At 26.6% G+C, this 22,401-nt stretch carries 20 protein-coding genes; 14 read left to right on the top strand and 6 right to left on the bottom strand.

The genetic code is table 11. The features are described from left to right. Positions 1-77: 77 nt before the first annotated feature. The 12 genes from T483_RS0114700 to T483_RS0114760 all read left to right on the top strand — a co-directional run bounded on the left by T483_RS0114700 (position 78) and on the right by T483_RS0114760 (position 15,748). Complete coding sequence (locus T483_RS0114700) at positions 78-737, top strand: response regulator transcription factor (protein ID WP_026887549.1); 660 nt, start codon at positions 78-80, stop codon at positions 735-737. Next, on the top strand, positions 728-2,095 hold the full coding sequence (locus T483_RS0114705; protein ID WP_026887550.1) for a sensor histidine kinase: 1,368 nt from the start codon (positions 728-730) through the stop codon (positions 2,093-2,095). The genes T483_RS0114700 and T483_RS0114705 overlap by 10 nt, the downstream gene beginning before the upstream one ends. A 491-nt stretch (positions 2,096-2,586) precedes the next feature. After that, positions 2,587-2,742 (top strand): gallidermin/nisin family lantibiotic, encoded by a 156-nt coding sequence (locus T483_RS30515; protein WP_080697001.1) that lies wholly within the window; start codon positions 2,587-2,589, stop codon positions 2,740-2,742. Between the two features lie 281 nt (positions 2,743-3,023). Next, on the top strand, positions 3,024-6,152 hold the full coding sequence (locus T483_RS0114715) for a lantibiotic dehydratase (RefSeq protein WP_026887551.1): 3,129 nt from the start codon (positions 3,024-3,026) through the stop codon (positions 6,150-6,152). A 27-nt stretch (positions 6,153-6,179) separates the two neighbouring features. After that, positions 6,180-7,988, top strand: a complete 1,809-nt coding sequence (locus T483_RS0114720; RefSeq protein WP_026887552.1) for an ABC transporter ATP-binding protein — start codon at positions 6,180-6,182, stop codon at positions 7,986-7,988. A 10-nt stretch (positions 7,989-7,998) separates the two neighbouring features. Beyond that, positions 7,999-9,333, top strand: a complete 1,335-nt coding sequence (locus T483_RS0114725; RefSeq protein ID WP_026887553.1) for a lanthionine synthetase C family protein — start codon at positions 7,999-8,001, stop codon at positions 9,331-9,333. Between the two features lie 77 nt (positions 9,334-9,410). Then, positions 9,411-10,106, top strand: a complete 696-nt coding sequence (locus tag T483_RS0114730) for a response regulator transcription factor (protein WP_242841868.1) — start codon at positions 9,411-9,413, stop codon at positions 10,104-10,106. Then, positions 10,099-11,505 carry a HAMP domain-containing sensor histidine kinase gene (locus tag T483_RS0114735; RefSeq protein WP_026887555.1) on the top strand — a complete coding sequence of 469 codons (1,407 nt, stop codon included), beginning with the start codon at positions 10,099-10,101 and terminating at the stop codon, positions 11,503-11,505. The genes T483_RS0114730 and T483_RS0114735 overlap by 8 nt, the downstream gene beginning before the upstream one ends. Positions 11,506-12,618: 1,113 nt before the next feature. Continuing rightward, positions 12,619-13,251: an accessory gene regulator B family protein gene (locus tag T483_RS0114745; RefSeq protein ID WP_026887556.1), complete on the top strand. Its 633-nt coding sequence runs from the start codon at positions 12,619-12,621 to the stop codon at positions 13,249-13,251. Continuing rightward, the gene (locus T483_RS30520; RefSeq protein WP_080697002.1) at positions 13,223-13,393 is read left to right on the top strand and encodes an AgrD family cyclic lactone autoinducer peptide; all 171 of its coding nucleotides are present in this window, start codon (positions 13,223-13,225) and stop codon (positions 13,391-13,393) included. Before T483_RS0114745 ends, T483_RS30520 begins: the two co-directional genes overlap by 29 nt. Before the next feature lie 287 nt (positions 13,394-13,680). After that, positions 13,681-14,997: a sensor histidine kinase gene (locus tag T483_RS0114755; RefSeq protein WP_026887557.1), complete on the top strand. Its 1,317-nt coding sequence runs from the start codon at positions 13,681-13,683 to the stop codon at positions 14,995-14,997. Positions 14,998-15,022: 25 nt separating this feature from the next. Then, positions 15,023-15,748 (top strand): LytR/AlgR family response regulator transcription factor, encoded by a 726-nt coding sequence (locus tag T483_RS0114760; RefSeq protein ID WP_026887558.1) that lies wholly within the window; start codon positions 15,023-15,025, stop codon positions 15,746-15,748. A 133-nt stretch (positions 15,749-15,881) separates the two neighbouring features. Here the strand turns inward: T483_RS0114760 and T483_RS0114765 are convergent, their stop codons facing one another. Continuing rightward, positions 15,882-16,973, bottom strand: a complete 1,092-nt coding sequence (locus T483_RS0114765) for a hypothetical protein (RefSeq protein ID WP_026887559.1) — start codon at positions 16,971-16,973, stop codon at positions 15,882-15,884. A gap of 234 nt (positions 16,974-17,207) precedes the next feature. Next, complete coding sequence (locus tag T483_RS0114770; protein ID WP_026887560.1) at positions 17,208-17,852, bottom strand: septal ring lytic transglycosylase RlpA family protein; 645 nt, start codon at positions 17,850-17,852, stop codon at positions 17,208-17,210. A 528-nt stretch (positions 17,853-18,380) separates the two neighbouring features. Here T483_RS0114770 and cloSI point away from each other — a divergent pair. After that, positions 18,381-19,979 carry a clostripain gene (gene cloSI / locus T483_RS0114775; protein ID WP_026887561.1) on the top strand — a complete coding sequence of 533 codons (1,599 nt, stop codon included), beginning with the start codon at positions 18,381-18,383 and terminating at the stop codon, positions 19,977-19,979. A 73-nt stretch (positions 19,980-20,052) separates the two neighbouring features. On the opposite strand, the gene T483_RS0114780 is transcribed toward cloSI, so the two are convergent. The 4 genes from T483_RS0114780 to T483_RS0114795 all read right to left on the bottom strand — a co-directional run bounded on the left by T483_RS0114780 (position 20,053) and on the right by T483_RS0114795 (position 21,230). Then, positions 20,053-20,277 (bottom strand): DUF2922 domain-containing protein, encoded by a 225-nt coding sequence (locus tag T483_RS0114780; RefSeq protein ID WP_026887562.1) that lies wholly within the window; start codon positions 20,275-20,277, stop codon positions 20,053-20,055. 112 nt (positions 20,278-20,389) lie between these two features. After that, a complete protein-coding gene (locus T483_RS0114785; protein WP_026887563.1) occupies positions 20,390-20,614 on the bottom strand; it encodes a DUF1659 domain-containing protein in 225 nt (74 codons plus the stop codon). 66 nt (positions 20,615-20,680) lie between these two features. After that, the gene (locus tag T483_RS0114790) at positions 20,681-20,899 is read right to left on the bottom strand and encodes a DUF2922 domain-containing protein (protein ID WP_026887564.1); all 219 of its coding nucleotides are present in this window, start codon (positions 20,897-20,899) and stop codon (positions 20,681-20,683) included. A gap of 109 nt (positions 20,900-21,008) precedes the next feature. Beyond that, positions 21,009-21,230 (bottom strand): DUF1659 domain-containing protein, encoded by a 222-nt coding sequence (locus T483_RS0114795; protein ID WP_026887565.1) that lies wholly within the window; start codon positions 21,228-21,230, stop codon positions 21,009-21,011. Between the two features lie 138 nt (positions 21,231-21,368). Here T483_RS0114795 and T483_RS0114800 point away from each other — a divergent pair, with 138 nt between their 5' ends. After that, positions 21,369-22,286 (top strand): tyrosine-type recombinase/integrase, encoded by a 918-nt coding sequence (locus tag T483_RS0114800; protein ID WP_026887566.1) that lies wholly within the window; start codon positions 21,369-21,371, stop codon positions 22,284-22,286. The last annotated feature ends 115 nt before the right edge of the window (positions 22,287-22,401 follow it).

The raw sequence follows: 22,401 nt of genomic DNA on the forward strand, positions 1-22,401 counted from the left end.
ATGATTAATTACCTAATTAATTTTAATTTGTTATTTTGTTTCATGTGCGTAATGTAAATAATAGAGGGGGCAAAAATATGGCAAGAATATTAACTGTTGATGATGATACAAATATATTAGCTCTAATAAAAAAAGCATTAGAAAAGGATAACCATATAGTTAGTACTTTATCTGAACCAAGTCAAATTTTTGATTTGCAGCTTGGGATGTATGATCTTATTTTGCTTGATGTAATGATGCCTAATATAGATGGATTTACATTATGTAATAAAATACGCTGTAAAACAGATTGTCCTATATTATTTCTTAGTGCAAAGACGATGGAAAATGATATTATGCAAGGTTTAGATGTTGGTGGCGATGATTATATTTTAAAGCCATTTGGAATAGGTGAATTACGTGCACGTGTAAATGCTCATTTAAGAAGAGAAGGAAGAGAGCGACGTAATATATTTAACATTGGAGATGTGTGCATTGATATTTCAGGTAAAAAGTTAGCTGTTCATAATGAAGAGCTAACTTTAACAAAAAGTGAATATGAAATATGTGAATTTCTTGCATGTAATCATGGGCAAGTATTTTCTAAAGAAAAAATATATGAAGAGGTTTTTGGCACTTATGGTGAAGGTGAGAGTTCAGCTATAGCTGAACATATTAAAAATATACGTGGAAAATTTATGAAATTTAATATATCTCCAATAGAAACTATATGGGGGCTAGGATATAAATGGAAATGAATAAAAAATCAAAACATCTAAGAGGAATTTTTGTTAAATATTTATCTATATTTTGTATAGGTACTTTATTATTACTGTTAATTCTTGGAGTCTCATATGGAATGCTCCTATCTAATGGTGAAATTCTTTCCTCAAATTATAATGAAAAGAGGATTCAAGAAATACAGGATACTATGATTGAGCAAAAAAAAATAACACCAGATTTAATTAATGGAGAATACAGCTATGCTTTATTTACAACTAATGGAGAAATTATTTCAGGAAACTTAAAAGAATCAACTGCTAAAAAGGCTTATAAACTTTTAGAAGAAAATGAAGTTGTAGAAGATTTTTTTTATTACTATGTTAAAGTTTCTATAGAAGATAAGGTCTGTATTTTTAGATACTCTATCTCTTCAGAATTTAAATCTCCTTTATTAAGGAAGTTTTTACCTACGCCTGGTATTTTAACTGTTATTTTATTTGTTGTATTTTTTATTTTAGAAGTAATAATTTTAGCATTATTGTTTTCAAAACAAATTGTACACAAAATGAGATGTTTACATGAGGTAACAGAAAAAATAAAAAATCAGGATTTAGATTTTGTTGTTGATGAGAGTGGTATTTATGAAATAGACAATGTTTTACAATCAATGATAAAAATGAGGAATGCATTAAAAAAATCTTTAGAAGAGCAGTGGCAGTTAGAAGAAATGCGTAATGAACAAATGTCTTCATTAGCACATGATATTAAATCTCCAGTTACGGTTATTCGTGGTAATACAGAATTGTTATTTGAAACAGAACTAACTAATGAACAAAAAGAATATTTAAACTTTATAATCCAAAGCTCATCACAGATACAAGAATATATTAAAACATTAATTGAAATATCAAGAGATGAAATGAAATCAAATCTTAAAACAGAAAAAATTAATGCTGAAGAGTTTATTGAGGAGATTCATGATTCTATTAGTGCGTTAACTGGAATAAAAAAATTACAATTAGAATTCAATAAAGGAAAACTCCCGAAGGATTTTTATGGAAACTCATCTTTATTAAAACGAGCTATTATAAATGTAGTTTCCAATGCAGTAGAACATTCGAAAGAAAATGAAAAAGTGATTTTTAATTGTAATAGCGATCAGAAAAATATTATAATTACAATTATTGATTATGGAATAGGATTTTCAGAAGAAGATTTGGCTAAAGGAATGCAAAAATTTTATATGGGGGACAGTAGTAGAAGTAATAAATCTCATTATGGAATGGGACTATATATAGCTCATACTATAGCTATAAAACATAATGGAAATTTAATATTACGTAATTCAAAAATTACTAATGGCGCAGAAGTAGAAATCCAGATTCCACTGTAGATTTAAAGTTTAACATAAATCTAGTGTATAATTTTTTTAACTCGCTCTAAATAAAGAATAATATGTATAATATCAGAATTTTACATTAAATTAAGCAATTAAGACTAGTTCTCATGTACTCTTTGAATTAAATATTTTATCAACAAACTACAAATATAGACTCTCCTTTATTAGAGGTTTTTGGCAAAGTAATAATAAAGGAGAGTCCATTTTTATAATTATCTACTTAATTAAGTAGAAGGTTTAAATTCATTAAAAATTACTTATTAAACCATGAAAAGAATAATTTTTATAAATTTATGAATAATTGAGATTAATATAAACAATAACAGAACATTATGAAAAAATTAGAATTTAATGTTAAAATATAAAAGAAAACTATACAATATATATTTATTAAATTATTAATTTTTTAAAAGCTAAAGAAGAATTTATACATTTCTAAATTTTATGTTGAAAATAATAAATAAAATTCAAAGGAGGTTTTCTTTATGGGAAAATTAGATAATTTTGATTTGGATGTAAAGATAAAAAAGGATGAGAAGAGAGGAGTAAAGCCATCAGTTACAAGTTATAGTGCATGCACTCCGGGATGTGCTACAAGCCTATTTAGGACTTGCTTGACTAGATCTTGTAAAGGATGCTAATACTGTTAATTTATAACTATCTTTTAACATGTATTAAAAAGATAGTAAAGGATTGTTAATTCTTTACTATCTTTTATTGTGTGCTAGTATGAAAAAAAATTAGTAACTTTAGTTATCATATTTATTAAATAATCATGATTTTTCATGATTCAAATCTAAAATAATCAACTACAATATATAGTATTTTATAACCAGATACATATAACTCATATTGAGATGATTTTGTAAATAACTTAATTATGAAATTTCCTCAAATATATAATAAAAGGAGACTATGTAGTATGAAAAAAAGATTATATGAACCAATAAATACGTTTATGGTCAGAACTCCAGCTTTTGAAAGTGAAAAGTTTTTTGATTTTTTTAACGGAAATTCTGATAATGAAAAGATTTTAGATCATATAAAGATTTTATGTAAAAATTCTGTATTTAGGGAAAGTATTTTAATAGGAAGTAGAAGCCTTTATAATACAATGATAGATTTTTGTGAAGGAAAAAGCATAAGGAAGCAGGAGTATTTTTTACAGTCTATTTATAAGTATTTAATAAGAATAAGTACAAGACCAACACCTTTTGGATTATTTTCTGGGGTTGACTTTGGAAGTTATAGTGAAGAGAAGACAGATATATCATATTCTGATAATAAGCATAGAAAATATGTAAGACCTGATATAGAATGGCTGATAGACGTTGTCAAATTTATAGAAAAAAAAGAGTACATGAATTTAAAATACACTATAAATGACAGTATTTTCAAAAAGGGAGATAGAGCTTTTTTGTTATATTCAACTAGAAAAGAAGAGGATGAGAATGATGTTGAAGAAATAAGTGTAAGGATAACAGAACCATTAGAAAATGTGTTAAAGGCAGCAAAGAAACCAATATTTTATAATGATTTAAAAGAGCTGTTAATAAATGATAATCAAGATGTATCTGAGGAAAAAATCGAAAATTACTTAAAGGGCTTAATAGAAAATGAATATTTAATATCTAGCTTAAGACCGCCATTAACAATAGAGGATCAATTAGTTTATATTATAGCTAAACTTGATGAATTAGATATTGAAACCGATTTAAAAAATCAATTGCTGGAAATCAGAGAAATGCTTTATGAGTATATGAAAACCGGTTTAGGTGAAGGGGAAGAGTTATATAAAAGTGTATATGATAAAATGAAAGGCTTAGTTTCTGCTGAAAATATTCTACAGGTGGATATGAAATTAAATTTAAAAGAAAAAATATTGAGTACTAAAGTAATAGATGAAATGAATGATTTAATTAATATACTTTTAACTTTATCAACGCCTTATAAAAATAAAGATTCTTACCTTAAAAGATATAAGAATGACTATATTGAAAGGTATGGACAGGACAGAGAAGTAGAGCTTTTAGAAATGTTAGATAATGATAGGGGCATTGGTGCTCCTATAGGTTATGCACATCCCCAAAATAATAGAGATGAATATACAGTATTAAATACTGAAATAAATGAGAAATTAAAAAGGTATTTTTCAGACAAATATATAGATGCAGTTAAAAATAAAAAGAGTATAATTATAACTGACAAAGAAGTAAAAGAATTACAATTAGAGGAGTATTCTTATAATGAAATTCCTAATTCACTTGAAATAAATTTAATAATAAAGTCAAATTCTAAAGATAATATAGATAATAATTTGAAATATTATATAGGACCTAATTTCGGGTCAGAACATGCTGGGAAATCATTTGGAAGATTTTCCTATATGATGAAAGAGGCAACGGAATGTTTTAATATATTGTCTAAAGACGAATTGGAAAAAAAGATTAGTGATGATTATGTAACATGTGAGCTGGTATATTTGCCTAGTGATGCTAGAATAGCAAATGTAAGCAGGAACATACATAGGAGCCAGTATGAGCTAGCTTTATTTATAAATAATTCAATGGATGACGATCATAGATTATATTTAGATGATATTGTTATCGGATTAGAAAATGATAGATTTTATGCTAAAAGCAAATCATTAAATAAAAGATTAATTATAACAATGAATAACATGCTAAATATAGAGTTTGCTCCAAATTCAATAAAATTTCTCCATGATATAGAGTTTGATGGATATAAAACTTGGTATGAATTTATATGGAAAAACATATTTAGAGATGCTATTTATATTCCTAAAGTTCAATATAAAAACTTTACCATAACTCCTGAAACTTGGATTGTAAATAAGGAACTTTTAAAGATCAACAAGAAGACAAGCTTCGGAGAATTTAAAAACGCAGTAAAAATTTATTGTAAAAAATATGATATACCACAATATATTTATATAGCTTCATTAGATAATAGAATATTATTAAATACTAAAGATGACAAGAGTTTAACTATACTCCAACATGAAATTAACAACAGTAATGCTGATATTGTATTAAATTCATATGAAGATGATGGATTTAATGTGGTTACAGATAGTGAAGAAAACAGTTATATGTGCGAGTTAGTAATTCCTTTAGTAAAAAGAAAAATAAAGCAGCTTAAAGAAGTCTCTATCGAAAAACGAACAAATAATATATCAAGCTTAAGCAATGAACGCTTGAAAGTACCTTTTGACGATTGGCTTTATTTAAAATTATATGGAGTAACAAGTAATCTTGAAGATTTAATAGCATTTTATATTTCTGAATATTGCACAGAAAAAATTAATAATGGTGAAATAAATAGATACTTTTTTATGCGTTATGCAGATCCAGTACCACATATAAGATTGAGATTTAATTCAACAAGTAAACAACTTTTAGATTTATATCCAGATATAAAAGAATGGTTAGTGGATTTAATGAATAAAGGTATAATAAATAGATATACAATTGATTCTTATGATAGAGAAATTGAAAGATATGGTGGTTTAGAATTAATGGATATAGCAGAAAGTGTTTTTTTCTTTGATAGTATGGTAGTAGAAAATATATTGGCAGAAAAAAGATTAAATAATATAACATTTTCTAAAGAGCTTATAGGAATCATATCTATAATACACTATATGGAAAGCTATGGAATTAAATATGAAGATCAAGTTGATTTTTTAAGAACCCATGTTAAACCCTCAGATTATAGAGATGATTTTAATAAAAATAGAAAAGATTATATGAATCTATGTAATAGTAGCAATGAGTGGGAACATCTAAAAGAAAATGAAGAGGGGATTTTATTATTAAACATTTTAAATCAAAGATCACAAATAGTAAGAAAATATTCTGAAAGGATAAATGAATGCTTAAATCATATAGAGATGTTGTCTATATTAGATAGTATAATTCATTTACATTGTAATAGGTTGTTTGGCATAGATAGAAAATTTGAAAAGAAGGTTAGAGCATTAGCTTCACATACACTATATGCATTAAAATATTTTAAAAGGAATGAATAATCAGATTAATACAATAGGAGAAATTATATGGATTTAAGAGAGTATGATAACCATGTGTCAATAAAAGGAATATTAAATATAATGAAAATGGTTCCTAAAGTGATTAGGTTAATAAATCAAATAGATACAGTTAACTTTTATATAATTATAATACTAAGTATAGTTATGGGGTTATGCCCTATAATTACCTTATTAACTTCGCAGAATTTATTAAATTTAATAGTAACAAGAAATACAAATATAATAATATCTGCACTAATTGTTTATATATTAGCTAATTTATTTAGTGAATGTATAGGATGCTTAACGGAATATTTTGATGGTCGCTTTCAGAAAGTTATAACTTTTAAACTTAATTATTTAGTTATGGAAAAGTGCACTAATTTATCATTAAGGCATTTTGAAGATTCAGATATATATGATAAATTACAACGTGTGCAAGATGAAACTTCATATAAACCATATAAAATATTTGAAGAAACTATAGGTATAATAACCTCAATAATTACATTAATTTCGTCAGTTATTATAATAGTTAATTGGAAGCCTTGGGTATTAGTTATAGTTGTATTAATTCCATTAATATCTTCATTTTATTTCTTTAAAATAGCACAAAGGGAATTTAATGTTTTATGGTCCAGAGCTACACAGTCTAGAAAATCATGGTACCTATCTTATTTATTAACAAGAAATAATGCATTTAAGGAAATTAAGCTATACAACTTAGGAAAATACTTGCTACAAAAATTCAAGGATATAAATAAGCTTTTTGTAAAACAAGATATAAGTTTATTAAAAAAAAGAAATTTATTTACATTTATTTTTGAATTAATAGAGCAAATATGCATAGATATAGTACTTGTAATTATCATATATTCAGCAATTATAGGAGAGATATTAATTGGGAATGTTGTTGGATTAATAAACGCTTTAAATTTAGTTACAACTAATAGTAAAAAAATATTAAATACCATATATTCTTTATATCAAGATAATTTATATATAAAACAATTATTTGACTTTTTGTCAATCGAAGAAGATTTACTCGAAGTAGCGGCAACTTTAGAAGAGAAAAATAGTATAAATGAAATAAGAAAGATTGAAGTTAGAAATTTAACATTTAACTACCCCAATGATAGCAAGGAAGTTTTAAAAAACATAAGCTTTGAAATAAATAAAGGGGAGACAATTGCAATTGTTGGGAGAAATGGATCTGGAAAGAGTACCTTAGTAAAATTATTGCTAAAGCTATATGAAGTAGAGGATAATAAAATTTTATTTAATAGTAAGTGTATAAATACTTATAACACTGTTGAATTAAGAAATAATATAGCAACACTTTTCCAAGACTTTGTTAAATATGAATTAACGGTTAGGGAAAACATAGGTTTTGGAGATATTGCTAATATTAATAATGATGAGAAAATAAAAAATGTACTTAGCAATACCAATATTAATTATATTGACAATTTAGACGAACAGTTAGGATTATGGTTTGATAATGGAACAGAACTATCTGGAGGGCAATGGCAAAAAATTGCGATAGCAAGAACTTTATTTAGAAAGGCATCCTTATATATATTAGATGAACCAAGTGCTGCCTTAGATCCTATAGCTGAAAAAAATATTATTGATATATTCATTAATATGGTAAGGGATAAGATTGGTGTGTTTATATCTCATAGACTATCAACAGCAAAATTGGCAGACAAAATAATAGTTATGGATAATGGAAATATTATAGGAATAGGAAGCCATGAAGAACTGCTTCAAAATAACGAAACATATAAAAAAATGTATGAAATTGAAACATTTCAATGGGAAGTAAAGCATTAAGGGGGCTACTATGGAACAGACACTAGTTATTGGAAAAGTAAAGGAAGTTGCATATAATACAGCAATTAGATTATTTGATTATAATAAAGTATTAGAAGTTGCAAAAAGCGAAAAAAATTACATAGAGATACAAGGAAAAAAGATTAATAGATTTAATGAATTATTTCTTAGTGAAGGGATACCTTCATTATGTATTTTATATGGAGAACTAAATGAACAGTATCCAGAGGATGGATGGGATATGAAAGGCCATGAATATATGAAAAGAATAGGACACCTAATAGAAGAAAATCCACACTCAATGTTATCAATGTTTTCAGGAATGTCAGGAATAGGGCTTGCAGCAGTATGTTTATCTAAAAATGGGACAAGGTATATTCAGTTTATTAATACTATTAATGAAATAATAAAGGATGGCTTAGAAGAACATTTAAACTATTTAAAAAGTAAATCCAGTGTAGATATGTATGATTATGATGCAATATCTGGAATATCAGGTGTATTAAATTATTGCATGTTATTTAAAGATGGAATGAATGAAGAAATAAATTCAATTTTAGAATATATAGTTGAACTTTGCGAAGATAAAGAGGTTATGGGAACGATGCTTCCAGGCTGGTACATAAAAGCAGAAAATCAAATTTCTGAACAGGAAAGGAAAACTTATAAGGAAGGATGTTTTAATTTGGGGCTTTCTCATGGGGTACCTTCATTATTAGTTAATTTATGTAATGCCGAAAAACTTAATATAAGAGTAAAAGGACAATATGAAATGATTGATAAAATTTCAAAATTTCTTTTTGATTTTAAAGTGGATGCAGAAGAAGGGTATGGTTGGGATTATAGTATTTCGTTAAATGATTACAAAAATAGCATTAGAAATAGTCAAAATGCCAGAGATGCATGGTGTTATGGAACTCCTGGAGTTGCATATTCGTTATTTTTAGCTGGACAGATATTAAATAACAAGGAATATATGAATTATGCAATTGAAGCTATGAAAATAGCCGGAAGAAGGCTTAAGGGCGCAGTTTCACCAACATTTTGTCATGGATATTCAGGGATTGCATATATAAGTAATAAATTTTATGAATTGACCAATATTAATGAATTTAAAAGTATTGCCGTAGAGTTATCCGATAAAATCCTTTCTTTATATAATGAAGAAAATATATTTAACTTTGTAGATATATTATATGAAAATGGAAAAACAAGATGTTGCGATTCAACAGGACTAATTGAAGGATCAGTAGGAATAATCTTAACCTTATTATCTATTGAAGAGGGAAAAAAAACTCCTTGGGATACTGCATTCTCATTAGGTGACTATAAACAAAGAATATAATTCATTTGTTTGTGCATTATGTTGTGAAGTACACTTATTTGCAAAGTATATATACAATTTACATGGGGGGAAGACTTGTGCAAGAAAACAATAAGATTTTAGTTATTGATGATAATGAAGATATTTGTATAACAATCAAAAACTATTTAGAAATTTATAATTATGATGTTAAAACAGTTCACGATCAAAAAAAAGCACTTGAGATTATAAATGAAGGATTTGGTTTAATTTTATTAGATATAATGATGCCTGATATGGATGGTATAAAGTTTTGTAGTATTATTAGGGAAAAACTATCCTACCCTATAATTTTTATAAGTGCTAAAACTTTAGAGGAAGATAAGATTGAAGCTCTTTCGGTTGGAGGTGATGATTATATAACTAAGCCATTTAGTTTAAAGGAATTAAGGGCAAGAATAGAATCTCATTTAAGGAGAGAAGAGAGAATAAGAAATAAAGAAGTTCATATACTAACATCTGGAAATATAGTAATAGATGTTTTAGCAAATGAAGTACTTTGCAAGGGCTATAAGCTTAACTTAACTAGAAAAGAATATAAACTTATAAGGTTCTTAATGACTAATAAGAATAGGGTATTATCAAAAGAAAGGATTTTTGATAATGTATGGGGGATAAATTCTGAAAGTTATTTGGAAACCGTTACAGAAAGCATAAAGAATATTAGAAAGAAATTTAAAAATATAGACAAACATAAATCTTATATAAGCACTATTTATGGACAGGGATATAAGTGGGAAGTGAAAGATGAATAAAAATAAGACTATAAAGAGAAATTTCTATAATTTGTTTTTAAAGATTTTTATATATACAGCTATTTCAAGTGCAATTACATACATGATTTTAATAATAACTATGGAGATAAACAATACAAAGTCGACCAATTATTATATAAAATATATTGACAAAATAAATGATGATATTCAGAAAAATGGAGATACTATTTTAAAAGGAAATTTGATAGATATAAAAAAATATGGTGAAGATATTCAAGGTGAAGTTATAGATTTATCTGGTAATCACTTATATGGGGAATATAACATAAAAAATGATAATTTTAATATCTTGAATTCCATAAATCAAGATAAGTATGATAATAATTATACCTATAGATATATACCAGTAACACAAAATAACTCTATACAAGCTATATATGTAATAAAAGCTCCATTTGACTTTGTAACTAATAACTATAAAACGAATATGGGGGTAACCTTTATTTATATGTTATTTATGATATCTCCGATAATATATTTCCTATTATATTTGTTTTTATTTACATCTAAATTGTATAAATCTATTTCAAAAAATATAACTATATTATTAGATGGGGCTCAAAAAATATCAGATGGAGACCTTGATTTTAATATTGAAGGTACAAGTGGAATAGAATTTAACAAAATTCAAGAATCATTTAATGATATGGTAAAAGTACTTAAAAGTACTATTAAAGATTTATCAGATTTAGATGCAGAACGTAGGATGATGGTTTCATCTATTGCACATGATATAAGAACACCAATAACAGTTATTAAAGGACAGATTGAAATAATATATAATCTAAAGGATAGTCCAGATTATAAAATAGATGATAACATGAGGATAATTAATAAAAATTGTGACAGAATGACAACTCTAACAGATAATTTATCTTTATTTTATAAGGTTGAGGGAGAAAACTTTTTATTTAGGAATGAGGAAGTAAATTTAAAAGAATTGCTTGAATATAAACAAATAGAAATACAAAGTATAGCTGATAAAAAAAATGTAGCTATTGAGTTTAAAACTAACCTAATGAAACCGAAATATGTTTTAGATAGTAGTATGTTATTTAGGGTTTTAGATAATATATTATATAATAGCTTGAGATTTACACAAGAGGGTGAAATAACCCTTGAAGCATATGATGATATGGAAAAAATTAATTTTAAGTGCACTGATACTGGAACAGGATTTAAGCAGGAGGATACATCCAAATTGTTTACTGCATTTTACCAAGATGAAGATTATAAAAGTCATTTTGGTTTAGGTCTGTATATAGCACAAAAAATTATTAAGAATTTTAAAGGTAAAGTAAAAGCATATAATAATGAATTTGGTGGAGCTGTAATAGAATTTTACATAAAAGAACTGGATGAATATTATATCCATTAACATTTAGAGCAATTTACAATGAATATAATAGTTTTAATAGATAATAGGCTGCTGCAAACTAACAAATTAGTTTACTGCAGCCTATTTTTATAGAAATGAAGCCTTGCTATAGATATTAAATTTATGATGAATTTTATCATTGTCTAATACCATAATAATTTTTCCTTAAGTAGGCATCTTCTCTGATATGATTTTATAAACCACTTTTTTGTATTGCTTGATAATGTCTAATCATTGATTCATCTTCAAATAAGATGGTATCAATTAAGCCATTAAGATATTTTTTAGAACATCAAAGTGATTTTTAAATTTTCTTATTTTTCTTTATTATCTTTTGGTAGGACATAAGTTGGTATATTATAACTTAAATTTAAACTAAACAATACAGAGGCTATTCCCCTATAATGAAGATAAATTAATAGAAATCATAAATTCAGAAATGTATGCAATATTTGCCCACATATAATATTAATAGTATGTGATAAATTATAGAAGTCGATAAGGAAATAGAGGATATTATTAAAATATTGCATGAAATCAATCTTTCATGCAATATTTTATCACTTGGTGGAGTATGGAAAATAAATGATCTTGCGTAAATTCTAATAGAAAACCATATGAAATATTAAAAGGAGTATTAGGTGATATAAATCTTCTCTTTATTGTAGATTTTCATTGTTGTCATATAAATCTAATGATGGTTTTATTATTGGAATGTAAAATCAAATTATCTGCAAAACATAATAAAATTATTATTATGGATAATTGGAAAAGATTTAGTATTAGATTTTTATATTAAAATAATAAAAGTGAGATAACAAAATGCGTTTATTACAGAAATAATATCATTTATTATAAATTGAAAAAAATCACGGCTTAACGTAATACAATAATATTAAATAAATAACTAGTGAGGTTGTTTTATGAAAAACTATTTAATTTTATTACTAATGTTAAATTTATTTGTTTTTATAGGGGTTTTTTTCATTCCAATAAATATGTTTATTAAGGGAATTATAATAGGAGGAATGTTTTTTATTCTGGTTTTTCAATATATTATTATTAAAAACAAATAATATATTCAAAGGTTTGGTAGTAAAAAGGGGTGGGAATATGGAACTTAATTTAAATAAAAAAAGTTTGGAGGAAAGGATTGCTTTAAAATTAGCAATCCAAATCAATAACAATACGGAAATAGATAATCTACATTTTGTAAAAGTGAAGTATGGCTTGGAGGTATTGATTATTAATCTATCCAAAATATTTTTAATTCTTATTATGGCCGAAGTGTTAGGAATAATTAAAGGAACATTGTTAATTATGTTAAGCTTTACTTTTTTAAGGAGGTATGCTTTTGGTGTACATGCTAAAAGCAGCATAAAGTGTACAAGCATAACTTCTTTTTTCTTTTTTATTGGGGGATTTATATCTAAATATTTAATTATGACAAATGATAAGGTTTTTCTTATATTTTTTATAATAATACCTTTACTTTACATATATGCCCCTGCAGATACAGAAGCAAGACCTTTGCTAGGAAAGAAATTTAGAATGAAACTTAAAATTAAATCATTACTATCAGCAGGATTTTTGATGATTTTAGTACTTTGTATAAATAACTCTGTCTTAAAGTTTTGTATTAGTTATGGAGCATTGTGCGAGTCAATCACCATAACTCCAATTATATATAAATTATTTGGAAGGGGATATAAAAATTATGAACGTTATAAAAAAGTCATTTGTTAAAAATTTAATTGATGTATCGTTACATCAACTTGGAAAAATATCGGTAAAAATTGCTGAATCTTCTACAGAAACATGCTGCTTTTCTGGAGGGATATATGAAACTAAATTTCCAGAAGAGCTATTAAGATTAGAAGAAGAATAGGTTTTATAATAAACATTTCAGGCTGTCGACAAAGTTGATAGCCTTTAATTTTTAAATTTAAATCATATAAGGTGACAATACTTACCTATAATTCTATATAAAAGACCAATCACTAAGGAAGGTCTTTTATATACAACATTTCAATTTATCTGATTTATAAAATAAACATTCTCACAAAATATAACGCATTGTAAAGTATAGGTATATATTGTACAATACTAGTACTGATACAATATATTTACTTTTTTAGATTATAACTGATAATTATAGAATGATGAGGAAAAATTATGAATATAAGATTAGTTACTTCTTTTATAGCAATGTTTATTTATGTTTTTGTCACTTATAATTTAAAAATAATAGCGTTCAACAAGAAGAATTTCCTTAAAAATTTAGCCATTGTATATTTAATAGTAGGGATTTTGTGTTTAAATTTTGAAATGCTTGTAATTCCTCTATTTATTATTATTATGATGATTTTACTTTTCCTTGAAAATGGGAAAATTCTTAAAAATTTTATATCTATAATCTTTTCGATTATAATTTTTCTATTATCAGATACAATACAGGGTACTTTTTTTATAGAGGTACTAAATCAAGACATCAATCAGATTATAAACAATAAAATTACATTTGTTTTAATGCACGTATTATTATTGTTTATTGCTTTTCTGCTTAGTTCTTTTATTGCTTTAATATTGAGAAAGTTTGAATTTAATTTAGAAAAAGTAAATTTCAAAAATAAATTTTCTGTATTAATATTTATAAATATAGCATTAACATGTTTAATATTTTATATTAATGCAATGATGATGAAATTCTCTCATATCGATAATCTTATCGTTTGTGTAGATAGCATATTATTTTTATCTTACTTCTTTTGTACCATTATAATGAGTTATATTCTCGCTATTCATTTAAAGAAAGAAATAGAATTTAAAGGCAAAAAAATAGAGTTTGATAACTTACAAGAGTATACCTCAAATTTAGAAAGCATGTACAATGACATGAGGAAATTTAGGCATGATTATGTAAATATTCTTTCCTCAATGAAAGGGTATATTGAGCAGAAGGATTTAAAAGGATTAGATGAATTTTTTAATAAGAAAATATTACTTATGAGTCACGATATTTCAAAGAAAAATTATAAGCTTGAGCTGCTCCAGCATATTAAGGTTACAGAATTAAAAGGTGTATTATCATCAAAAGTTATCAGAGCACAGGAATTAGGTATAAATGTATTTATTGATATTATGGAACCCATTGAATTTATAAATATGGATATTATAGATTTATGCAGAGTTATTGGAATTCTTTTAGATAATGCAATTGAAGCCGCACTTGAATGTGAATCTCCAAGTTTAAAACTTGGTATTATAAATAAGAAAAACTCTATTGTCATTTTGATTATAAATTCTTGTTTAAAAGGAAATCCGCCAATTTATAAGATGTTTGAGAGTGGATTTTCAACGAAAGGATCTAACCGTGGTCTTGGATTAAGTAATTTAAAAGAAGTTATAAGTTCTTATAAGAATGTAACTATTGATACCAGTGTCGAAAATCAAGAATTTATTCAAAATTTACAAATATTAAACAGTAATTAGTATTACACTAAGGGGGTGGAGAAATATGCTAAGTATAGTTATTTGTGAAGATAATGAAAACCAGAGAAAAGAAATTACAAAGTGCATTGAAGACAGCATTATGATTGAAAATTTAGATATGGAAATTGTTTTATCTACAGAAAATCCAGAGAATACTATAGAATATTTAAATAACAATGAAATTTCAGGGCTGTATTTTTTAGATGTAGACTTAAATTCCGATGTAAATGGAATAAAACTTGCTGAGGTTATAAGGGAGTACGATCCAAGAGGATTTATAGTTTTTGTAACAACTCATGCAGAAATGAGCTATTTAACGTTTATATACAAAGTTGAAGCAATGGATTATATAATAAAAGATAAACCAGAATCTGTGAAAGAAAGAATACATGAGTGTATTTTAAATGCTCATAAAAAATATTCTTCAAAGGCAACAGAAATGCAAAAAAACCTTACCATTAAAGCAGAAGATAAAATTATAAATATTGAATATAATAAAATTTTATTTTTTGAAACATCAAATATTATACATAAAGTAATACTTCATGCAGTGGATAGGCAAATTGAATTTTATGCAAAAATGAAGGACATAGAAGATAAACTAGATGATCGTTTCTATAGATGTCACAGATCTTTCTTAGTTAATAAAGATAATATAAAAGAAATAGATAAAAATAATAGAGTTCTTTATATGACAAATGGACAAGAGTGCTTAGTTGCTACTAGATTACTCAAAGGATTGCTAAAATAAAAAAAATATTTAGGTTATTTTAATTTCTATTTTTAAAGAAGCAGTCTGAATATTAAATTAATGATTAGTTTAATATTCAGACTGCTTCTTTTATTAAATAGGATATTAATAATGATTAAGTAGTAATAATAATTTAATAGGAAATAGTTAAATTAGTAATAATAGTGGGCCTATTGTATTTGTATACTTCTTTTATTTCTTGAGTGGTAAGATTGTAGCTATATATCTCTTGTGGATACGATGTTGTGTCTAAAAATTTTAACTTTTCTGAGCCTTTAGGTCTGCCTGTAAAATACAGTAGTTTCTCATCCTTTGAAAGAATAGCAGATTCATTATCTCTAATTTCAGAAATAATACAATCTTTTTTGTCATGAATCATGGTATTTGTTAATAATGATTTCATTTCACCGGTTTCAATAGATAATTCATATATGCCATAATCATTTTCATTATTAATATTTTCTCCATAAATTATAGCTTTTTTACCATCATAATTATATGAAATAGAAGTTATACTTTTTGCACTTACTGATGCAATTCTTTTTATATTTGAGCCATCAGCATTTATTTCACATATAGTATAATCCATAGGTTTAAGATTTGTTTTTGCTTGTTTTGTCTTACTTGCTTCTGTATGTCTTTTATTATCTTCAGCATTAGAAAACATTACTGCTATTATTTTATCATTTCTAGAATCATATACTTGAACATCTCTATCCTTATCTTCATTATCGAATATCTCAGATGACTTATCTTCAGTGTTAATTTTTGCAATTTTTGCAATGCCAGATGATTTATCAAGTGTTTGAAAATAAAGCGTGCTTCCGTTTCCAGATTTTCCACCAAACTTGCCTATATTATCAGTAGTAACTTTATATGTTTTATTATTTTTTAAATTCAATGAAAAAACCTGCCAAGGTTCATCACCGATGGCATCCATATAAATTAGAGAATTTTTATCTTCTGATAAATTCCCACTAAGCCAAACTTCTCTATCTGAAACCAACTTAGTTTCTTCTTTAGATGCTAAATTTACCTTTGTAATATTACTTTTACCATCTGTATCATATAATGAAACTATAAGATCTTCAGTATTATTATTATTTAATAAAGTTGTTAATGCAGTATGTTTATTATTAATAATAAATATACCACCACATACTGCACTAATAAGAAGAATACTACATATAAGGACTCTTAAATTCCTACTTAACTTATTTTTCATAATTCATCATCCTATCTTAATTATTTAAAAGCATTGTTTGTTTAATTTATTTCTTAGCTTAGTTCAAATTTGATAAAATTTAATGCCTTGAATGTAGTAATATCAATAACAAAAATATAATTTTTGAACCACGCCTATTTTTTATGTACTAAATAGAATTATCATATGATAATTCTATTTAGATAACAAAATCTATTCATTTAAAATATGTGTTGTAATAAATTATCATTAATGTTACCAAGAAATTGAACCGCTAAATACGCCATTATCTGTATTATCCACTTGATTAAATGATTCTTCAGACATGTCTAATATTCTTCCACTTACATAAGGACCTCTATCTAAAATTTGAACTGATGTTGAATTACCAGTATCCTCATCATCTACATCAACCCAAGTTTTTAATTTAATAGTTTTATGAGCTGCACCACTAGATGATTTTAATCCAGAAGCTGTATCATCTTCACCCCAAATATCAAACCAAGAAATTTTTCCTGATTGACTTCCTCTAGAGATTGAGCTTTGATCAGTATCTTTCAAATCAGAACTTTTTACTTCTTTCATTTCTACAGAAATCTTACTATTATTTAATTCACTTTTAGGAACAATCACAATTGGTGCACCTAATGCATCATAAGTTACGGTCATATTAGCTTTAATAGCTGGTAAATCTTCAGGAACTGCATTCTTGTCTACATTTGAACTTCTATTTTCTTTACCTTGCTTTACAACTTCCATTTGTTTATCTTGATTAAATTTAATTACTGTTCCAGGAGCCATATGACCTGGTACTACAGTAGTATCTGCTGCAAAAACAGATGTTGAAGATAATATTGAACCTAGTAAAATAGCTGATGTTAAAATTCTAATTTTTTTCATGCTAATCATTCTCCCTTAATTTTATTTATTTTTTTATTTGTTTATTTGTTTATTTGTTTGGTTTGCTTTAAGTTAACTTATACTAAGATATTATCATGTAACTCTTTAACTAAATCGAATTTGTAAATAACTATATTTTATTTGTAATAAACGATATATAGTATTGTAAATATAGCGAACTTTATATCATATACGAACACTATTTAAGGCTCACAAGTTTTTCTTCAAATATATATAGTAGTAACAACAAAAAATAACAAGTCTATTTGCAAGCATATACTCCATTGCAAATGGACTTGTTATATATTTTCATGTGCCTTAATAAAAGGATAACCACAGTTTTAGTACATTGATTAGAATAATAAACGCATAAATTTATAAATTAAATGCTTATAGTACATATTTACTAACGTTTATGTCATAATTTATATCTTCATAAAATTACATGTTAAAATCATAGAAAAATTTATCAATATAATTATGTGTAAGCTTAAGCTACACATAATTATATTTAAAGGAGATTAAGTTATGATTAAGAAAAAATTTATTTTATTTACTTCATCTGTATTTTTAGTTGCTTCTTTATATAGTATTGCACCAGTAAAAGCAGCTGATAATATTAGCAGCACTAATGTGAATGTCACTACGGGATCAGCAGTGACGTATACCACTACCGAATCAGCGGTACAGTATAACGATACAGATAAAAAATTAACAGTTATGGTTTATAGCGATGGGGATAATAATCTTGAAGATTCTCTGCTAGGTGATATTCAGCAAATGAAAGATGGTTATGTAAATAATCCAAACTTAAACTTAATTGTTTTAATTGATAGAAGTCCTGATTATTCTGATGATTCAACTGTACTAGGAGAAAATTTTTCAGATACAAGAATGTATAAAATTGAAAAAAATGAAGCAATCAGAATTGATGGCGGAGATAAGTTTCCTGAAATAACTAAGACCAGTGATTATGAAGCGGATATGGGTGATGCTGATACCCTAAAGAAATTTATAGATTCTTGTAAGGAAAATTATCCAGCAGATAAATATTCATTAATTATTTCTAATCACGGTGGTGGCGCAAGAGTTGATAAGTTAACAGAGCAAGTAAAAGATCCAAAGTCAGTGTGTATTGATGAAACAAATGATTCAGATTGCTTATATACTGCAGAAATATCAGATAAATTAACTAATAATGAATCTGTAGATGTATTGGCTTATGACGCCTGTTTAATGGGAACAGCTGAAATTGCATATGAATATAGGCCAGGAAATGGAAGCTTTCAGGCAAATGTTATGGTTGCGTCACCTCCTGAGGTTTGGGGAGATGGATATGATTATGAAAAAATTTTTAGCCGGCTTAAATCTGAAGATGGAAATAATGGACTAGTAGACTCGACATTGGGGGGGCAAGAAAAATTCTTTAATCCTTCTAATGTTACAGATCTTCAGCTAGGAGCAATAATGGTTGAAGCTCAACGAGATTCGGTCAATGCAGCAAATGTAAATGATCAAGTCTTGAGCTGTTATGATCTTGAAAAAATAGAAGCTGTAAAAAAATCTGTAGATAAGCTATCTGTAAGCCTGTGGAATGAAAATAAGAAAGCGGATATTGAAGATCTTAGAGGAAATCAGAAGAATGTATCTCTTATTCATTACTTCCAAGAAGGAAGCAGAAGTAAGTGGTTAAACTATCCTTACTTTGATTTATATGATTTATGTGAGAAAATAAGTACAAGCAATAACTTTAGTGATAATATTAGGAACTTAGCTAAAGATGTAATGAAAAATGTAGATGATATGATAGTTTACTCATACGGTGGTTCAAAATATAATGGATTTACTGAAGGTAAAAATGGATTAAGCATTTTTTTGCCAGATGGAAGCAGGATTTACAAAGATATACCTACCAATACAAGTTATTCAGAGTGGAAAGGTCAAAGGTGGTATAATTCAATAGATACATCAATCCTTCAACCAGATTATCTATATGGAAAATTAAGTTGGTGCAAAGATGGACAATCTTCTAAAGTTAATGATGTTGGCAATTGGTTTGAACTTCTTGATTCATGGTTTGATAGTACAAATGATGAGAGTGGCGGAGATAATTGGTATAGGTGGTAATGAAGTATAAATAAACTATTTTAAGTTATACAAAAAATAAGAGCAATAGGAGAACCTCCTATTGCTCTTATAATTAAGCCTTAGTCACTTCGTATTTTGTAACTGTTCTAGCTACAAGTTGAGCTGACTCTTTTTTTTCTAATGCACCTGAGTCTGGTAAAAATATATTTTTAGCAATTATAGTGTCCATAAGAGTATCAACTTCTGCTTGTGTGATGTTTGCTTTGACACCACTAACAGACAAAGAACTCTTAAGACCATTTTCAGTTATAAATACCATACTTAAAGTATATTCCATGAAAGTTTATCCTCCTTTATGATTTAGTTAAAGAAACTCCGACTCCTAATGTCTTTTAGGAGTGCTCATATAGTAAGCGACTATCATAAAATCATAGATTCTATATGTGTGCTTATGCGTTTACTATTTCAGAGCTATGATTTAAGAAGTAAGTTCTAGTTGGTTCTGAGAGTACTGCTTTAATGGCTTCAGCAACATCATAAGCACTTTGCTCATCTACTCCATTTCTAATATTTGCAAAACTTTTTTTAGAATAAGTAGCTGCGCCTTTTTCATCAGTTCCACTTTTAACTTCAATAGAAAGTGATGTTGAATCAATTACTTTAGTAACTGCCATGAAAATAACCTCCTTCATATTTTTTTATCTTAGAGCAATTGAGAAGACTTGATCCTTATAAATCACCTAATCCATTTTAATTTGAGTTACAGTCTTAGCTACTATAGTAGCTGAATCTTTTTTTACTAGATCTCCTGAAGATGTAGTGAAAATATTCTCTTTTAAGATATTATCCATAAGTTCAACAACTTGAGCTTTAGCAAGAGTACTTTTAACATCTGTTATTGAAAATGTAGTTTTCTTTGCACCTGCAGTTAGAAAAACCATATTCAAAGTATATTCCATGAAAGTGTACCTCCTTTACAATTTATTTAAGGAAACACCTACTTCTGACGTCGTAGGTGTACTCACAGAGTAAGCGACTATCATAAAATCATAGATTTTAGATATCTGCTTAAGCATTCGCAAGTGTTTCAACTTCATTAATGTATGTGCCCCTTGTGTCTGCTTCTATTACAGCTTTAATAGCTTCAGCAACGTTATAAACACCTTGATCAGTTGCAGTTTTAACTCCTGAAAAACTCTTCTTTCCATAGATAGGATCGCCAGCTTTATCTGTATCAGTTTGAACCTCAATAGCTAGAGTTTTGCTTTTAAGTGTTGTAGTTACAGCCATGGATATTCCCTCCTTTACCATTTGGATATACATATGTATGCAATCAAAGATATTTTTTTCAAATCATTTGAAATTATATAGAATGGGTGCAATAATGTTACAATATAGATATTCCATTTAAGAAAGAGAGCAAAGCAAATGAATAGAGATTTACCAGAGATAATTAAAAGTTACAAGGATTATTTGAATATTATTCAGGAAAAAGCATCTAGCACCGTATATTGTTATATAGTTGATATAATGTTACTTATAAATTATTTAAAAACCAAAGATAAGTATCAGAATTTAGAAATTGATAAAAGTTTTATAGAATTAATAGAGCTGCATGATTTGTATGGATTTTTAAGCTATGTAAAAAATGAAAGGAATAATAGTTCTTTTGCAAGGGCTAGAAAGATAGCTTCAATTAAATCTTTTTTTAAATATTGTGAAACCAAGCTTAAAATAATAAATAATAATCCATGCAGGGAGCTTGAGGTTCCCAAAAAGCCCAATAAACAAATTAACTATTTAAACTTAGATGAATCTAAAAAATTACTTAAAGACATAGTGGGAAGAAATAAAAAAAGAGATTTAGCAATTTTAACATTATTTTTAAACTGCGGCCTTAGACTTTCAGAACTTTGTAATATAAGATTTAAAGACATTAAGGAAGATACACTTGTTGTAAGGGGGAAGGGGAATAAGGATAGGACCATTTATTTAAATGAAATGTGCCTAAGAGCAATTGAAGATTATATGGAAGAAAGAAAACATATCAAACATAGTTATCTATTTGTATCTGAAAGAAAAAATCAGTTATGTAAGAGACAGGTTCAATACATAGTACAAAAGAATATTTCAAGCACAGGCCTTGATACAAGTAAATATACAACACATAAATTAAGACATACGGCAGCAACACTGCTTTACAAACATAGTAATGTTGATATTAGAACTATTCAAACTATTTTAGGACATAAGAATATATCAACTACTACAATTTATACGCATGTAGATAATGAACAAGTAAGAAATGCAATAAGATCTAATCCATTAAATGAAATGCAACTTTAAAGAAGAGATATAATGATTGAAAAGATATTAGCTTTGAGATATTTTATAAAAGGTATTTCTAAAGTTTAATGTATAAGTAATAGTAACAAGTTTAATAAAAATAGGTATGGTTAAT

Source organism: Clostridium beijerinckii HUN142 (genome assembly GCF_000621745.1).
Classification (GTDB): domain Bacteria; phylum Bacillota; class Clostridia; order Clostridiales; family Clostridiaceae; genus Clostridium; species Clostridium beijerinckii_A.